Origin of the sequence: Maribacter sp. PR66 (assembly GCF_028464205.1) — a bacterium.
GTDB lineage: Bacteria > Bacteroidota > Bacteroidia > Flavobacteriales > Flavobacteriaceae > Maribacter > Maribacter flavus.
On record NZ_JAQPCH010000001.1, the window covers coordinates 413067 to 429781 of the forward strand.

Below are 16715 nucleotides of genomic sequence, written 5' to 3' on the forward strand. Positions count from 1 at the left end.
AATGTCCTAAGTGATTAAAATGAACAAGACTTTATCGATTATACTGGTGATATGTGCGGTTGCGCTGATTGCATACAACGTAACGTTGATTGATTTTGAGAATCCTTTTGAAGGCAATAGTGTCGTGGCCATTATTGGCGTTATGGCATCCTTGTGTGCCATTGTCCTGATACTCATCTTCTATACAAGCAAAAAAATCCAGAAGAAAATTAACGAGGATTAATTTTGGGATTCTATAGCTTCGGCCTCCCCTTGTTGTATGGTAGGGTTGTCCAGTTCCAACACCTTTAACAACATGGGATCTTCCACGCTTTTTATTTTGGCATGCATATTGGCATTGAACAGTTGCTCCGCCAAGGAGGCCTTTAGATACAGTTTAATGTTATCCTCAAAATCATAAAAATTCATTTTGAGATTTCGTTCCAAAGAATAATCCACAAACTTTTCAAAAAGGATATCGTCCACCCTAAAATACCTGAAAAATTCTTCAGCCGTATAGTCCGCATATAGTTCCCGGTTTTCATCAAGATGTTCGAATACAAAAAAGGATAAAAACCCTAAACTATCCATACTTTCTACGGCTTCTTCCTCATTGGTGCCAATGGGAACAAATTCATCGGGAATAATTCCCCCTCCTCCATAAACCACCTTTCCTTTGGGTGTGGTAAATTTTAGGGAGTCGGCCACCTTGATACTGTCCACGGAAACCATCTCCCCGCTATGGTATCTTTCTGTAAATCGTTCGTAATAGTCCTTACTTCCGTTGGCATAGCTTTTCTGGATGCTCCTACCGGTGGGCGTATAATATCGGGATACGGTCAAGCGAACCGCGGAACCATCCCCCAAGGCCATTTCCCGCTGTACCAAGCCCTTCCCAAAGGATCTTCTCCCTACAATGATGCCTATGTCGTTATCCTGTAGCGCCCCTGCAACAATTTCACTGGCCGAAGCGGAACGTTCGTTGATTAGGACGTAGACCGGTTTATCCTCAAAACTGCCCCTGCGGGTTGCATAGGTCTTGTCTATTTTTCCCTTTTTGTTCTTAGTGAACAATATTAGTTTGTTGTCCTCCAAAAATTCATCCGCCATCTGTTCGGCAATGTTCAGGTATCCTCCAGGATTGTCCCTCAAATCCAGGACCAATTTATGGGCCCCTTCTTTTTGTAACTGTTTCAAGGCCGATTTAAATTCGTCGTATGTAGATTCCGCAAAACGGGTCACTTTGATATACCCTATATCGTCCGTAAGCATATAAAAAGATTCCACACTTTTGATCGGTACGACACCCCTGGTTACCGTAACATCGAACATTCTATCCTCTGACTTTCGATATACTCTCAATTTGACCGGGGTACCTTCCTTGCCCTTTAGTTTTTGAACGATGAGATCACTGGGCATGTTCTTTCCGTAAAGCGTGTCGTTGTCCGCCATTAGGATACGGTCTCCCGGCTTTATTCCCTTGGCAAAACTAGGGCCGTCCTTTACAGCGCGTATTACCGATATGGTGTCCCTGTAAGGATAAAAATTGATGCCAACCCCTACAAAATCCCCTTTCATGTTCTCTGATACGCGGGTCATCTCCTTTTCAGGGATGTACACGGAATGGGGGTCCAATTTCTCCAAGATGCTGTTCACCGTTACGTCCACAATACTGTCCGTATTGACATCGTCCACATATTCGTAGTCGATATAATCGATGAGCCTATTTAATTTGTCCTTTTTGGAATTGGTGGTGAATAATTTCTCGGGCGTATCGTTGAAGTTAAGTTTACCACCTACAAAAATACCAATGGCCAGGGCCAAGGCGATTATAGTGGGCAATAGATATGTATACTTGTTCTTCATTAAGGTCAATCCTCTATTTGTGGCATAAATTCAAGCTCCACTCCCGCCCTTTTCAAAAAACTGAGGCCGGAATCATCCTTGTATGCTATTTGATATACCACACGTTTTATCCCAGATTGGTGTATCAATTTACTGCATTCCCTACAGGGCGATAACGTTATGTATAAGGTAGCGCCCTGACAGCTCTGTGTTGACGAGGCCACCTTTAAAATGGCATTTGCCTCCGCATGGAGCACATACCACTTCGTGTAGCCTTCTTCGTCCTCGCAATAATTCTCAAAGCCGGTTGGAGTGCCGTTATATCCATCGGAAATGATCATTCTATCCTTTACAATAATGGCCCCCACCTGTTTTCGCTTGCAGTAGGAGAGTTTGCCCCACTCCTTGGCCATTCTTAGGTAGGCCTTATCGTATTTTTCCTGTTTCGATTTGTTCATGTAACCGGAAGCAAAAATGCTTGGATTGTCTAAGATACCCGCTTTAAATACCTTTACAAAGGTATAGTGACAATTTTAACTTTTCCTCAATATTTGTTATTTGGACTCAACCAAAAGACTCAAATTTCCGTTCGGACCCAGATAGCTTCGACCTCCTTACCAAGGAAACGTTGAATACAACAAGGGTATTGTGATTAACAACACAATTGCACTCGCCACTATTACAAAAATAGATGGCCTCACCTTAAACAAGGACTGACAAACGTATGCCAGGCATAGGACCAATAGTACGATGATTACCTGTGAAATTTCAATTCCGGTAGCAAAACCCAACAATGGGGTCCATTTTTCCTCTTCCCCCGAAATCAACATTTTAAAATAATTGGAAAATCCAAAACCATGGATGAGACCAAAGAACGCTGTGGCCAAAACATGCAACAAAATGCTATTGTGTTCCTGTATTCGCCGTTGATAAATGATGTTGAACAACGCGGTCAGAAAAATGGTCACCGGAATCAAGAACTCGATCAAGGACACTTCGACTACCACCATTTCAAAAACGGAAAGCATCAGGGACAGGCAATGCGTAACCGTAAAAACAGTGGCCAATACCAGCACCTTTTTCCAACTCTTGAAGGTAAATGGTATTGCCAAGGCCGATAAAAACAAAATATGGTCATAGGCACTAAGGTCCAATACATGATTGAGACCCATTTCAATATAAAACCAAAAGTTCCCCATAGTCTTTTATTTTTAATTTATTCCTCTTTCCTTCTGAATGGTCTCATAGGCAAGTTGCACTTGCTTGAACTTTTCCTCGGCACCTTTTTTTATAGCTTCGTCCTGGGTATTTACCCTGTCCGGATGGTATTTTTTGGCCATGTTCCGGTAGGCCTTTTTGACCTCCTCGTTGGAAGCGGTTTTTTCAATTTCCAGTATTTTGTAGGCATTATCGGCAGATTTAATGAACATCGCCATGATACTTTCAAAGTCTTGCCGGGAAACCCTCAGATAACCGGCAATTTCCCTGATTTTGTTGATTTCGGGCGTGCTTACATTTCCATCGGCCTGGGCGATACCGAACAAAAAATGAAGCAACTGCAGCCGGACTTCATAACGCGTCCTTTGCGCCAAAAAACTGCTTATTCGCTGTGCGGAAATCTCCCTTTTCTTGTTGATATCATTGAAGGTCCTAAAAATGGCATTCGCCTTCTCTTTTCCATAGGTACCCACAAAGTATTGCCGTACGTAGTCCATTTCCTGTTGGCTTACCTGACCATCGGCCTTTATGACAATGGAGCACAATGAAAGTAAGTTCAGTTCAAAATCTGCCGGTGAAACGTTAGGTCTCGTAAAATCACTAAATACGCTCTGTGCCCTACCAGTACCCGAGCCAAAGAGACTGTCCAGGGCGCTACCCACAAAAAAGCCCAAAATGGCCCCAACAAATCCCCTTAAAAAAAAGCCTATGAAGGCCCCGATCCATTTAATCATTCCAATCTTTTGATAATTTCCAAAGATATGATTTTAGGCAGAATACGGATGACTAAGGAAACGTTAAGGTGACCGAGGAAATATATCAAATTGGTTATATTTGTATTTCGGATTTTAAAAAAAATAATACTATGTATCCTGCGGAATTAGTAAAACCTATGAGAGACGACTTGGCTTCGGCCGGGTTTGAAGAATTATATACGGCCGAAGCTGTCGAAAATGCCATCAAACAACAAGGAACTACCTTGGTAGTCGTAAATTCTGTGTGTGGCTGTGCCGCTGCCAATGCCAGGCCCGCCGCAAAAATGAGCTTACAGAACGCCAAAACGCCGGACCATACGGTTACCGTTTTTGCCGGTGTGGACACGGAAGCTGTCAATGCTGCCAGAAACTTGATGGTCCCATTTCCTCCATCTTCACCATCCATGGCCTTGTTCAAAGACGGAGAACTGGTCCATATGATAGAACGTCATCATATTGAAGGAAGACCTGCGGAAATGATCGCGGAAAACTTGGTACAGGCCTATAACGAATTCTGTTAGAACAAATCCTTCTAACGAGCTCTTATTTTAATACGGAATCACCGCTCTTACCAGAGCGGTTTTTTATTTTTGTAGCATGCAAAAAACGCTATCCTACATTGTCACCCCCTTTTTCTTTATAGCCTTTGGGTTGATATTGGTTATTTTTCATCCCATACTTTGGTTGGGGTTAAAACTTTTTGGGTACCCTGGCATTAAAAAAACGGTCAGTATGCTCAACTGGTTTCTAATGCGTTCCACAAATATTCTTGGAACCACCTACAGATTCACGAATCCCTATACCATACCCACGGATAGACCCTTGATCATCGTCACCAACCACCAGAGTATGTACGACATCCCTCCCATTATCTGGTATATGCGAAAACACCACCCCAAGTTTGTGAGCAAGAAGGAACTTGGCAAAGGTATTCCCTGTGTTTCGTTCAATTTAAGGCACGGCGGTTCCGTTTTGATCGATCGGAAAGATGCCAAGGCTTCGCTAATGGAAATAGGCAAACTAGGCGCGTATATTGAAAAACACAATCGGGCAGCCGTTATTTTTCCGGAAGGTACCAGAAGTAGGGACGGCCATCCAAAACCTTTTAAACCCATGGGGCTAAAAATGCTGATGAAAAAGGCGCCATCTGCATTGATCGTTCCTATTAGCATTAACAATTCATGGAAATTGGTCCGATTTGGTAAATTCCCCATGGGCTTGGGCGCAAAAGTGTCCTTTGACGTTCACGAACCTTTTGAAAACGACGGGGACTATGACGGTTTGCTCGCCAAGGCGGAAGCTGCGGTAGTTTCCGGTATAAAACACTTCAGGACAAGTCCATGAGGTTTTCAATAAAACCCTTTTAAATGAGCAATACGGAAATCGTTGAGGAGAGCATAACCTTTGTCAAGGAAACGTTACAAAATGCGGAAGGCGGACATGACTGGTTCCATATTAAACGGGTGTTCCAAAATGCGATGTTCATTGCGAAGGACGAGGATGTGGACATTCTTGTGGTAAGCCTTGGGGCCCTTTTGCATGATATAGCCGATGCAAAATTTCACGGTGGCGATGAAAACATGGGTCCGCAAATGGCTTCCGATTTTCTACGATCGCTAAAGGTCAAAAAAAAGGTCGTTGGTCATGTCGTAAAAATCATAAAACATATTTCCTTTAAAAACAGCTTAGGTACTTCCAAAAAGAAAGCATTCGTTTCAAAGGAACTACAGGTAGTACAGGATGCCGACCGTTTGGATGCCATTGGGGCCATTGGTATAGCAAGGGCTTTCAATTACGGCGGATTTAAAAATAGGGAGCTCTACAATCCTGACATTCCACCCAATCTAAAGCTGACCAAAGAAGCATACAAAAAATCCAAGGCGCCCACTATCAATCATTTTTATGAAAAATTGCTTCTTCTGAAGGATAAAATGAATACTGAAACCGGGAAAAAACTGGCAGCTGAGAGGCACCAATTCATGTTAGACTACCTTGAGCAGTTTTATAAAGAATGGAATCCATTATCGGCGAAGTCCAATCCATAAAAAAGGAGCCCGTTAAGACCGGCTCCTTTCCAAATATCCTCAAATTCTCTATAACTTATTTCTTTTCTGCCAAACCGCGGGTCAACCATCCTCTTCTGTTGGCTGTGGCTATGGCATATGGGGTAATCCAAAACAACCCAAAGGTGTACATAACACTATACGAATAGGCCCAAAAGGATTCCATGAAATTATATCGCTTTGCATAAAATATGACCGGGAATGTGGACAAAACCAAAATGCTTGTTAGTGTGGATGCTACAAACAACAGCGGATGTGTTACCACAAAGTACAACATGAACAACAAGAAAGGATAACTCATTACAATCTTGGTCGCCTGGCTAAAAAACAATAGTCTAGTGCCCGCTTTGGAACCTTCCCTAAAGTTTGTAAAAACATACTTGGACATTTCTATATTCTCCCTAACATTGCTCCTACCCCAACGGATGAACATCTTGTAAAGCCCCTTATATTTTTCGGGAACATTGGTATAGGCATAGGCGTTTCTTTGAAATAGCACATGGTATCCCTGCTTCAAAATCATATTGGTCATGGCCCTGTCCTCGCCAATGTCCGAAGGTTGTCCCATAAAGGTCTGATTTATCCAGGCATCCAAACAGGCGAATACGGCGGTCCTTCTATACGCGGCCAATGCTCCCGGGGTACACAACACAGAATTTAAGCTACTTTCCGCAGATCTTACAAATTCAAAACTCAACACAAAACTTACGTCCAGCATTTTAGGAATCAAGGCCTTTTCGTTGTTCAGTACCCTAATGTTACCGGCTACCGCCCCACATTTCTCATTCGTCACGAACGGACTTACTAAATTCCTAAGCGTGTCCTTTTTAACGATGGAATCACTATCCACGGTTACGAAAACCTCTCCAGTTCCCTCGTTGAATCCGCGGTAAAGGGCGTGTCTTTTACCCATATTCTTAGGTTGTTGGTAGATAACGACCCTATCCCCTAGAACTCTTTTGGCTTCCTGCATCCAATACCAAGTATCGTCCTTACTGCCATCATCAATGGATAGCAATTGTAGTTTTTCAACAGGGTAATCACTGTTCGCCAGGCTCATCAAAGTGGCGTATACCTGTTTTCCCTCATTATATGCAGGAACGATTACGGTACATGTGGGCAATTCCTCATTGGATACGGATTCGATTGCCTTATAACGGAAATATCGGTACAGTGTATAGACAAAAAATCCGGCTTTAAAAGCAAAGAGTCCGGTAGCGATGACCATAAAAATCATACCAAAAGTGGTACTCAATCGGTCTTGATTAAACTGGTCGTAATCGGACTGCAACACATACATTACATAGATGGAAGCGATCATAAGGACAAAGGTGCTTCCCATTACAAAGACCCCCCATGCATTGGCATTTTGGATAAAGGATTGGAGTCTGGTTTTCAATAAGAATCCGTTCTTGATACTCGGTCTGGTATCGGACTGTTTGGTAGCGTTCAATTCAGGTGTAAAAGTATTTTCAGATTTCATTTGTGTTCTTGATTTGTTCTAGTTGTTATACGGCTACAAACCCCTTATGGATTATCCATTATGATATATTTATGCAAAATGGGATTCTTTAACTTTTAGCTAAGAATCTGTGATGGTTTTCGCCTTATTTAAACGACATCCACAACATTGAAATCCTACTTGGTTGCATTGTGAATACCTAAAAATTAAAGACTAAATTTTATTGGTTTAATAAAATCCGATTGGTTTATATAAAAAGTCAATTTTTTGTACCTTCCTAGCTCAGTCAAATTTTATTTTATCATGCAAAGAAGAAAGTTTATAAAAAATACGGTTGCTGCCTCGACCGCATTTAGTATTGTTCCCAGTTTTGTAATGGGAAAAACCCATGTGCCTCCAAGTGATACCCTTTATTTGGGTGCATTTGGTGTTGGTGGACGTGGGGCCGGTGTAATCCAGGGGCTCAATGAAACTCAAAAAGTGAAATTTGTTTCCTTTTGCGATGTCGATGATAGAAGGGCAGCGGAAACCTATGCCAATTTCCCCGATGTTAAAAGGTACAAGGATTTTAGAACGGTCTATGACAAGCATCTGAACGATATGGATGCCATTATGGTAGCCACTCCTGACCATATGCATGCATCTATTGCCCTGCCTTTTATGAGGGCAAAAAAGCATGCCTATGTTGAAAAACCGTTGACCCACAATATCAATGAGGCGCGTTTAATGACCCAAGTGGCCAAGGAAAACGGAATCGTTACACAAATGGGAAACCAAGGCGCTTCCAGTGATGGCAGTCGCGAAGCCAAGGAATGGATAGATTCCGGAATTATTGGAAAAGTGTATAAGGTAGATTGTTGGACAAACCGACCCGTTTGGCCACAGGGTGTTCCCGTTCCCCAAGGAAAAGACCGTATTCCCAAGGGTCTGGATTGGGACCTTTGGTTGGGGACCGCCGAGATGAGGGATTATAATGATGCTTATCTACCCTTTAAATGGAGAGGTTTTTGGGATTTTGGAACAGGTGCCTTGGGCGATATGGGCTGTCACATTATGGAAACCCCATTTAGTGTTTTGGGACTTGGTTATCCAACCGAAGCCGAGGCAAGTTGCACCACGAATTGGGTGGGTGATTTTGTGGAGGCAGATTACAGCGAATCCTGTCCGGCTTCGTCCATTGTACGATTAAAATTCAACACGCCAGAACATGGCGATATCGCCTTGAACTGGTATGATGGTGGATTACTCCCTGATTTACCGGATGAATTGAAGGATGGAGAAACGATTGGAGATAACGGTGGTGGAAGCATTTTCTACGGTACCCGAGGAATTTTGGTCTGTGATACCTATTCTAGAAACGCACGATTATTGCCCTCAACGACCATGGAATTGTTGACACCTCCAAAACCCTATTTAAAACGTATTCCTGGGGATACGGGCGGCCACCAAAGAAATTTTGTGGAAGGATGTTTGGAAGGAGTGGAAACCTCTTCTGACTTTGAACGCTCCGGACCTTTGACCGAAGCAGTTCTCATGGGTAATTTGGCCATTAAGGCCTTCCAATATAAGAAACTGAAGGAAGGCAAAAAATTGGGAGACTGGGACCCTTTTGAATATCCAGGTCGACGAAAAATCCTTTGGGATGGCGACAACATGCGGGTAACCAATTGGGAAAAAGCGAACGAATGGGTAAAAGGAAGTTACCGAAAAGGATGGGAATTAAGCTAAGCGGCCAATAATCAAAAATGTATAAAAGGGCTAGGGTTTAATTCCTGGCCTTTTACTTTTTAAACGGTCCAAATCCCTATATTTAAAAACGTAAACCAACTTAATACTTAATTTTACATGCTTGCCTGGCTGGGTCTTTTAACCATAGTTGCTCTTTTGTTCCTTGTCATGAGCAAGAAAATGGCCGCTGTTGTAGCCTTGATTATAGTTCCTATCGTAACCGCTCTTTTGGGTGGTTTTACTACGGAAATAGCAACTTTTATAACCGATGGTTTAAAATCCATCGCTCCCACTGGGGTCATGTTCATTTTTGCCATTCTATTCTTTGGTATATTGACCGATGCGGGAACCTTTAAACCCCTGATAAGGGCCCTACTGAAATTTGCCGGGAACAATCCGTCCCGGGTTGCCGTGGCTACGGCATTATTGGCCATGGCCGTTCATTTGGATGGCTCGGGCGCCGTAACGTTTTTGGTGACAATTCCGGCACTTTTACCGTTGTACGATACGTTGCAAATGAAGAGAACCACCTTGGCCACCATAGCCGCGTTGGCCGCGGGCACAATGAATATCCTACCTTGGGGTGGACCAACCATACGGGCAGCCACAGCTTTGGAGGTAAACGTTACCGAATTATTTAACCCATTATTGATTCCCGTTATTGGAGGCCTTTTGACCGTTTTGGTTATCGCCTATATTCTTGGCAAAAGGGAACGTGTGAATAAAGGTGCTGATATTGATGTCATAGCACGGGAACAAGAAACAGATACCAAACTGGAACGTCCAAGGCTATATTATTTCAATATTGCCCTTGTATTGGTCGCAGTGGGAGTTTTGATCAGTGGAATCGCCCCGCCGCATATTATTTTTATGATAGCGTTTTCTATATCCTTACTAGTAAATTACCCGAATCCAAAGGAGCAGGGCGAGCGAATCAACGCACATGCAAAGGCAGCTCTTTTAATGGCCAGTATATTATTTGCCGCAGGATGTTTTACGGGAATCTTAAAAGGTTCAGGGATGATAAATGCCATGGCAGAAAGTGCAGTAACTTACATTCCAGATACCATAGGTAGTCACTTGGCCGTCATAACCGGTGTATTATCCATGCCTGCCAGTCTGTTGTTTGATCCGGATTCCTATTATTTTGGAATACTGCCCTTATTGTCCACCACGGCATCCCACTTTGGTGTGGAGGCTATTGAGGTAGGAAGGGCCTCGATTATCGGTCAAATGACAACAGGGTTTCCGGTAAGTCCGTTAACGGGCTCCACGTATCTATTAATTGGACTCACGGGAATCGAATTGGGGGATCATCAGAAAAAAACCATACCATTGGCATTTTTGGTGACCATGGTTATCTTAGTTTTATCCCTAATGATTGGAGCAATAAGCTGGTAGCATGAAAAAGATTAGAATAGGAAGCGGAGCTGGGTATGCTGGAGATCGATTAGAACCTGCCCTTGAATTAATGGAGCATGGCAATCTAAATTATATCTGTTTTGAAGGCCTTGCCGAAAGGACCATCGCCTTGGCCCAAAAAGCTAAAAAGGCCGATCCGGAAAAAGGCTATAATGACCTTCTTCTTTATCGGATGGAAAAAGTTCTTCCATTGGCACATAAAAACAAGATCAAGGTCATTACCAATATGGGGGCGGCCAATCCAAAAAAAGCCATGGAAGAGGTTGCAAAATTGGCTACTACATTGGGGCTTAAAAACCTGAAAGTAGCTGCAGTTATTGGGGATGACATATCGCATAAAATACAGGATTACATCCGAGAAACTGTTATTGAAACCGGGCAGCCATTATCTGAAATTAATAAGGACCTATTCTCCGCAAATGCCTATTTGGGCTCCGATGGCATTGTTGAAGCTTTAAGCAACGATGCGGACATTATCATTACCGGAAGGGTTGCGGACCCTTCCCTTTTCCTGGCACCCTTGCTTTATGAGTTTGAATGGGAAAAAACCGATTGGAAAAAAATGGGCATCGGAACCATGATCGGCCACCTATTGGAATGTGCCGGACAAGCAACCGGGGGCTATTTTGCCGATCCCGGTATTAAAGAAGTTCCAGATCTTTGGAATTTAGGATTTCCCCTAGTTGAAGTAAATGATGCCGGGGAAGGCTTTATCACTAAATTGGAGAATACCGGGGGTATGGTCACCACCGCTACATGTACGGAACAATTGCTGTATGAAATACATGATCCGGAAAATTATCTAACCCCAGATTGCACCGCTGATTTTTCGAAAGTTACGTTCCATGAATTACAAAAGGACATTATTGAATTTTCCGGGGCCTCGGGAAAATCGGCTACGGCAACGTATAAAGTAAGCGTTGGCTATTTGAATGGTTTTATTGGCGAAGGCCAAATAAGTTACGGCGGCCCCAACTGTATTGCAAGGGTGCTATTGGCCAAGGAAATCGTAGAAAAAAGGTTAGAAAACCTGCCTTTCCCAATCTCGAAATTACGATGTGATCTTATCGGTATAAATTCCCTATTTGATGAAGGGGAAATGCCCAAGGAAATCAATGAAGTTCGATTAAGGGTAGCGGGGAAAACAAACACCAAAGAACAGGCCCAGTTCATTGCCAATGAGGTGGAGACCTTATATACCAATGGTCCTTATGGTGGTGGCGGTGCAACCAAAAAAGTAGAGGAGATTATTTCCATTGCCTCCATATTGGTTCCCAAAGATGATTTTGAAATTAACGTACTCTATAAAACTACCTAGCCATGAAATTATGGGAAGTTGCTCATGTGAGAACCGGGGACAAGGGAAACATCAGTAATGTTTCCGTTACCGTCTATGACCCTGAACATTTTAATATGGTTTCGGAAAAATTAACTCCGGAATTTATTAAGAAATGGTTTGGGAAACAGGTACTGGGTGAGGTCAAAAGATATGATCTACCTCAACTTGGCGCGCTCAATTTTGTAATGTATGATGCTCTTGGAGGTGGGGTGACGTCTTCCACCGCCTTGGACAAACACGGAAAAACGCTTGGGGCTTATTTATTGGACATACCTTTTTAAAACACAGATTATGAAAAAAATATTGGTCATTCTATTTCTATCGCTAACAAGTTTGCTATCCGCTCAAGAGGTATTCCAAGGAAAAGTGGTCTTAGACTCTATTTATTCGAAGAACCTGGAGAATGATTTAGGCGAGAACCCAACCAGAAAGGTGTCCGTTTATTTGCCACCAAATTATGACGGTTCAGAAACCAGATATCCCGTAATCTATTTTTTACACGGTTTTTTGAACGACAATAGTCTAATGGATTACATGAAAGACCTTTTGGATTATGCCATCGCGGCCGAAAAGATTGACCCCTTTATTCTTGTAATACCCGATCAGCGGACCACCTATGACGGAAGCTTTTACTCGAACACGGGAGTTTTTGGAAACTGGGAAGATTTTACCGCCTATGATTTGGTCTCTTATATGGATAAGAACTATCGAACCTTGGCCAAACCCGGTAGCCGAGGAATTACCGGACATAGTATGGGGGGATACGGTGCTTTAAAAATCGCCATGAAACACCCGGATATTTTTCAAACCGTTTATGCGCTGAGTCCTGGAGCACTGACCATTGTAAGGGAATATGGACCGAACAGCAATACTTATGTTGAATTTTCCAAAATGAAAACCATAGAAGATCTTTCAAAATCCTATTTTGGAAAAGTCATTATGGCGTTCGGAAGGTCATGGTCCCCAAACCCCAATAAACCGCCATTTTATTTTGATTTACCTTTTGAATATGTAAATGACGAAATTGCTGCCAATCCCGAAGTGCTACAAAAATGGTATTCCGAAATGCCCGTTCATATGATCGATGAATATATGGAAAATCTCAATGCGCTTAGGGCCATAAAATTCGATTGGGGAAGAAATGCCGGGGAACGTTTTACCATACAATGTAAAATGTTCAGTCAGCGCTTGGAAAACGTAGGTGTAAAACATTTTGCCGAAGAATATATTGGCAACCATACGAACAATATCTATACAGAAGATGGCCGAATTCCGCAACAAATGTTACCTTTCTTTGATTATTATCTTGATTTAGAATAATACATGTAGGTTGATAACCAACCGATTAACTAATTTGACTATCATGAGAAAACTATTGTTGCTTGCCTTTCAAAAACGGATTGTCCTTATCAGCTATGTCATCATTGCCCTGGTCGTACTTTCTTGTACAACCGAAAAGAAACAAACCGGCACCCTATTGATCCACGGTGGCCCCATTTACACCATGGATTCCCTGAATCCCGTGGTGGAAGCCGTGGTCACCCTTGATAACAAAATCCTGTTTTCCGGTAGTTTGGAAAATGCCGAAAAACTAAAAGGCCCAGAAACCCAAGTAATCGATTTGGAGGGTAAGACCATGACACCCGGACTGATCGAAGGGCACGGACATTTTATGGGTCTCGGCTACAATGAACTTAATCTCGACCTTATCAACACCAAAAGCTTTCAGGAAATTATCGATGCCGTTGCAGATGCGGTCCAAAAAGCACAACCCGGTGAGTGGATTACGGGACGGGGCTGGCACCAGAGCAAATGGGACCAACTGCCGGAAAATAGCGTTTTAGGTTTTCCCACCCATGAAGCACTTAGTGCCATATCGCCAGATAATCCTGTCTACCTAAGACATGCCAGCGGACACGCCGGTTTTGCAAATGCAAAAGCAATGGAATTGGCCGGACTTCAATTGATGGGTACCGAAAACATGGATGCCCTTTCCGTGGAAGGTGGTGAGGTCATCGTGGATGATTTGGGCCTCCCAACCGGGGTGTTTAACGAACGTGCCATGACCCTTATCACCAAACACATCCCTGAGAACACGCCAGAGAAGGACATTCAGGCCTTCGAATTGGCCGTGGCCGCCTGCCACCGAAACGGTATTACGGGTTTCCATGATGCCGGCATTGGGAGGGAAACCATTGCCCTTTATGACAAAATGAAGGCCCAAGGTAAAATGGGGATACGTATGTACGCCATGTTAACGGGATGGGACAAAGAGCTCCTCAACGAATGGTACAAAAAAGGTCCCAACGTAGATCCTGAGCACCTTTTTACCATACGGTCCATAAAACTGAATTGCGACGGGGCCCTTGGGTCTAGAGGGGCCTGGTTGTTGGAACCCTATTCCGATAGGCCTGATCATTTTGGCCATGAGACCTTGCCCATGGAATTTGTCAAGGAAACATCCTTGAAAGGGCTGGAACATGGCTTTCAGGTCTGTTCCCACGCCATTGGAGATCGCGCCAATCGGGAAATTTTGGACCGCTATGAAGCGGCTTTTAAGGAAAAACCGCAGATGGTCAATGACAATAGGTTTCGTATAGAACATGCCCAGCATTTACACCCGGACGATATTCCAAGGTTCGCGGAGCTTGGAGTCATTCCCGCAATGCAGGCCGTGCATTTATCCTCCGACCGACCTTGGGCGATAGACCGTTTGGGAGAAAAACGAATCAAGGAAGGCGCCTATATGTGGCAGGCCCTTTTAAAGAGCGGGATTCCGGTGGTTAACGGTACCGATGTTCCCGTGGAACCCTTGAACCCTATTGCCAGTTTTTACGCAAGTGTCACACGGAAAACCCTGGAAGGGAATCCAGAGGGGGGTTATGAACCCGCTCAAAAGATGACCCGGGAACAGGCCTTACGTTCCTATACGCTTGATGCCGCTTATGGCGCCTTTGAAGAAGGTATTAAGGGTTCCATAACGGAAGGAAAACTGGCCGACTTCACCATTTTTGACCAAGATCTAATGACCGTACCGGAGGAAACATTATTAGATACCCAAGTAGAAATGACCATTTTTAACGGGCAAGTAGTGTACTCAAAACCAGTGGAATAATGCACTAAAGAGTATGATGCTTTTCTGAGGGCACAAGCTTAGAGCTTACTCTAGCGAAATGATTTTATCGATAAACGATGATACATTTCACAATATCCAAAACCAGACATAAAACCTTATCATCTTTACAGGCTTTCACTATATTTCCATAAAATTAGCCACCAACGCTACAACTCGCCCACTGCTAGCGCAGATGGCGTACATAGCGCGGCGTTAGACGCAGGTTTTAACCAACATGAAGATTTCTAATATATTATACTCCATATTCTTGATGATTGTGATCATTATGATTTTCTATTTCAAATCACAGTTTGACCAAATGGAGGTGTACCCAATGGGTGACGGCCAAGCAGGAATAGGAAAAGGGATTGTTGGACTAATGTTACTCGGGATTGGTCTTCTTCCCCTAATTGTTACAGTCATTTATGGCCTTCTCCAAATGGGAAAACCTATTGCCAAATCTTTACATGGATACCTAAATATGATTGCATCAATATTAATTTCATTGTTGACTTATATTTATTTACATCAATAAGCCCAGCATCTAACATTGATAAAAGTAATTGCTTGACCACCGCCTTTTGGGAAAAATCCATTCGGATTTTTCCGCCCGCTTGCGCTAGAAATCTCCTCAAGCCTTAACTTACACTGCGAAGTTTAAAACTTCACTCAGCTTACTTTTTTCCCAAATCCTTAAAAAAGGCTCAATTGCCCCGTCTTATATTGTTCATGCAATTCCGTATTTAATGCAGGGAATTTTTTGTCCTTAAAGTATTTCTGTTTGGCGAGCCTTACCATATCATGGATTTGGGTAGCTATTTTCCCTTCACCCTTACTCCGTATGCCAAAGCGGCTATCGTTCAACGTACCTCCATGGCATTCCTTGATTTGGTTAAGCACCTTGTCCGCCCTATCGGGTAGGGTTTTACGAATCCAATCGGTAAAGATACATCCAATGTCACCGTTCAATCGCACCACGGTAAAAGCAAAGGATAATGCTCCATTTTCCGAAACGGCTTTGGCCAAATCCATGATCTCATGGCTATTGATTCCCGGAATGATGGGGGCCAACATCGCATTGACCGGAATGCCGTTATCGGACAGAACTTTTATAACCTTCAGCCTTTTGGGGATAGAAGCAGTTCTCGGTTCCAAAACTCTTCTTGTTTCCTCCCTTAATGAGGTTACAGAGACATTCACCCCAATCAATCCGTATGCGTTCAATTCCTTTATAATGTCCAAATCCCTTAAAATCAAGGCATTTTTAGTGATGATGCCCACGGGATGCCGGTATTTCAAAAAGACCTCCAAACAGGCCCGCGTTAATTTGAATTCCTTTTCCGCAGGCTGATAGCAATCCGTATTGCCAGATAGTACAATCGTGCAAGCTTTCCAGGATGTATTTTTTAGCTTTGCCTCCAACAATTTAGGGGCATCCTTTTTAACGAGAATCTTTCGCTCAAAATCCAAGCCGGCGCTGTAGCCCCAGTATTCATGGGTATTTCGGGCATAGCAATAGACACAGCCATGTTCACAGCCTTGATAAGGGTTCATGGAATACATCATCCCCACATCCGGACTCGTTACTTCGTTGACGATCGTCTTCGGAAAAATAGGAATGTACTGGGTTTTGTTTTTATCGGCCTCCTCTCCTTCCAATCGGCAAAACTCCAGAAAATCGTCCCGAGTCTCATAACTATGTTGAAGGAATTTGTTGGGCGTATTTTCCTGTGCCCCTCTTCCTTTTATAGGGGAATTATTCATTTTAATGGATTTATTCCAAAAATAT

Annotated in this window: 16 protein-coding genes; 10 read left to right on the forward strand and 6 right to left on the reverse strand. The window is 43.1% G+C overall.

What is annotated here, in order from left to right; genetic code table 11:
* Nucleotides 1-19 precede the first annotated feature (19 nt).
* Entirely contained in the window at nucleotides 20-223 is a 204-nt protein-coding gene (locus PP181_RS01820; RefSeq protein WP_154917574.1) for a hypothetical protein, read from the forward strand.
* Here PP181_RS01820 and PP181_RS01825 read toward each other — a convergent pair.
* From PP181_RS01825 to PP181_RS01840, 4 genes are all read right to left on the reverse strand, one after another.
* A complete protein-coding gene (locus PP181_RS01825; protein WP_272635758.1) occupies nucleotides 220-1845 on the reverse strand; it encodes a S41 family peptidase in 1626 nt (541 codons plus the stop codon). The genes PP181_RS01820 and PP181_RS01825 overlap by 4 nt on opposite strands.
* Nucleotides 1846-1850: 5 nt before the next feature.
* On the reverse strand, nucleotides 1851-2282 hold the full coding sequence (locus PP181_RS01830) for a deoxycytidylate deaminase (protein WP_154917576.1): 432 nt from the start codon (nucleotides 2280-2282) through the stop codon (nucleotides 1851-1853).
* Between the two features lie 156 nt (nucleotides 2283-2438).
* Nucleotides 2439-3023, reverse strand: coding sequence for a HupE/UreJ family protein (locus tag PP181_RS01835; RefSeq protein ID WP_272635759.1), 585 nt, complete (start codon nucleotides 3021-3023; stop codon nucleotides 2439-2441).
* 12 nt (nucleotides 3024-3035) lie between these two features.
* A complete protein-coding gene (locus PP181_RS01840) occupies nucleotides 3036-3776 on the reverse strand; it encodes a TerB family tellurite resistance protein (RefSeq protein ID WP_138256478.1) in 741 nt (246 codons plus the stop codon).
* Between the two features lie 131 nt (nucleotides 3777-3907).
* On the opposite strand from PP181_RS01840, the gene PP181_RS01845 reads away from it, so the two are divergent.
* The 3 genes from PP181_RS01845 to PP181_RS01855 all read left to right on the forward strand — a co-directional run bounded on the left by PP181_RS01845 (nucleotide 3908) and on the right by PP181_RS01855 (nucleotide 5842).
* A complete protein-coding gene (locus tag PP181_RS01845) occupies nucleotides 3908-4318 on the forward strand; it encodes a BrxA/BrxB family bacilliredoxin (RefSeq protein WP_138256479.1) in 411 nt (136 codons plus the stop codon).
* A gap of 76 nt (nucleotides 4319-4394) precedes the next feature.
* Entirely contained in the window at nucleotides 4395-5141 is a 747-nt protein-coding gene (locus PP181_RS01850; RefSeq protein ID WP_272635760.1) for a lysophospholipid acyltransferase family protein, read from the forward strand.
* Nucleotides 5142-5164: 23 nt separating this feature from the next.
* Nucleotides 5165-5842 (forward strand): HD domain-containing protein, encoded by a 678-nt coding sequence (locus PP181_RS01855; protein WP_272635761.1) that lies wholly within the window; start codon nucleotides 5165-5167, stop codon nucleotides 5840-5842.
* Nucleotides 5843-5897: 55 nt separating this feature from the next.
* Here PP181_RS01855 and PP181_RS01860 read toward each other — a convergent pair whose 3' ends face one another.
* On the reverse strand, nucleotides 5898-7343 hold the full coding sequence (locus tag PP181_RS01860) for a glycosyltransferase (RefSeq protein ID WP_154917581.1): 1446 nt from the start codon (nucleotides 7341-7343) through the stop codon (nucleotides 5898-5900).
* A 282-nt stretch (nucleotides 7344-7625) separates the two neighbouring features.
* Here PP181_RS01860 and PP181_RS01865 point away from each other — a divergent pair, with 282 nt between their 5' ends.
* From PP181_RS01865 to PP181_RS01890, 6 genes are all read left to right on the forward strand, one after another.
* A complete protein-coding gene (locus tag PP181_RS01865) occupies nucleotides 7626-9050 on the forward strand; it encodes a Gfo/Idh/MocA family protein (RefSeq protein WP_154917582.1) in 1425 nt (474 codons plus the stop codon).
* A gap of 117 nt (nucleotides 9051-9167) precedes the next feature.
* Nucleotides 9168-10451, forward strand: a complete 1284-nt coding sequence (locus PP181_RS01870) for a CitMHS family transporter (protein ID WP_154917583.1) — start codon at nucleotides 9168-9170, stop codon at nucleotides 10449-10451.
* 1 nt (nucleotide 10452) lies between these two features.
* Entirely contained in the window at nucleotides 10453-11790 is a 1338-nt protein-coding gene (locus tag PP181_RS01875; protein WP_272635762.1) for an acyclic terpene utilization AtuA family protein, read from the forward strand.
* A 2-nt stretch (nucleotides 11791-11792) separates the two neighbouring features.
* A complete protein-coding gene (locus tag PP181_RS01880; protein ID WP_154917585.1) occupies nucleotides 11793-12092 on the forward strand; it encodes an AtuA-related protein in 300 nt (99 codons plus the stop codon).
* A gap of 10 nt (nucleotides 12093-12102) precedes the next feature.
* A complete protein-coding gene (locus tag PP181_RS01885; RefSeq protein WP_272635764.1) occupies nucleotides 12103-13131 on the forward strand; it encodes an alpha/beta hydrolase in 1029 nt (342 codons plus the stop codon).
* A 43-nt stretch (nucleotides 13132-13174) separates the two neighbouring features.
* Nucleotides 13175-14926 (forward strand): amidohydrolase, encoded by a 1752-nt coding sequence (locus tag PP181_RS01890; RefSeq protein ID WP_272635765.1) that lies wholly within the window; start codon nucleotides 13175-13177, stop codon nucleotides 14924-14926.
* A gap of 693 nt (nucleotides 14927-15619) precedes the next feature.
* On the opposite strand, the gene PP181_RS01895 is transcribed toward PP181_RS01890, so the two are convergent.
* Nucleotides 15620-16690, reverse strand: coding sequence for a PA0069 family radical SAM protein (locus tag PP181_RS01895; protein ID WP_272635766.1), 1071 nt, complete (start codon nucleotides 16688-16690; stop codon nucleotides 15620-15622).
* Between the last annotated feature and the right edge of the window lie 25 nt (nucleotides 16691-16715).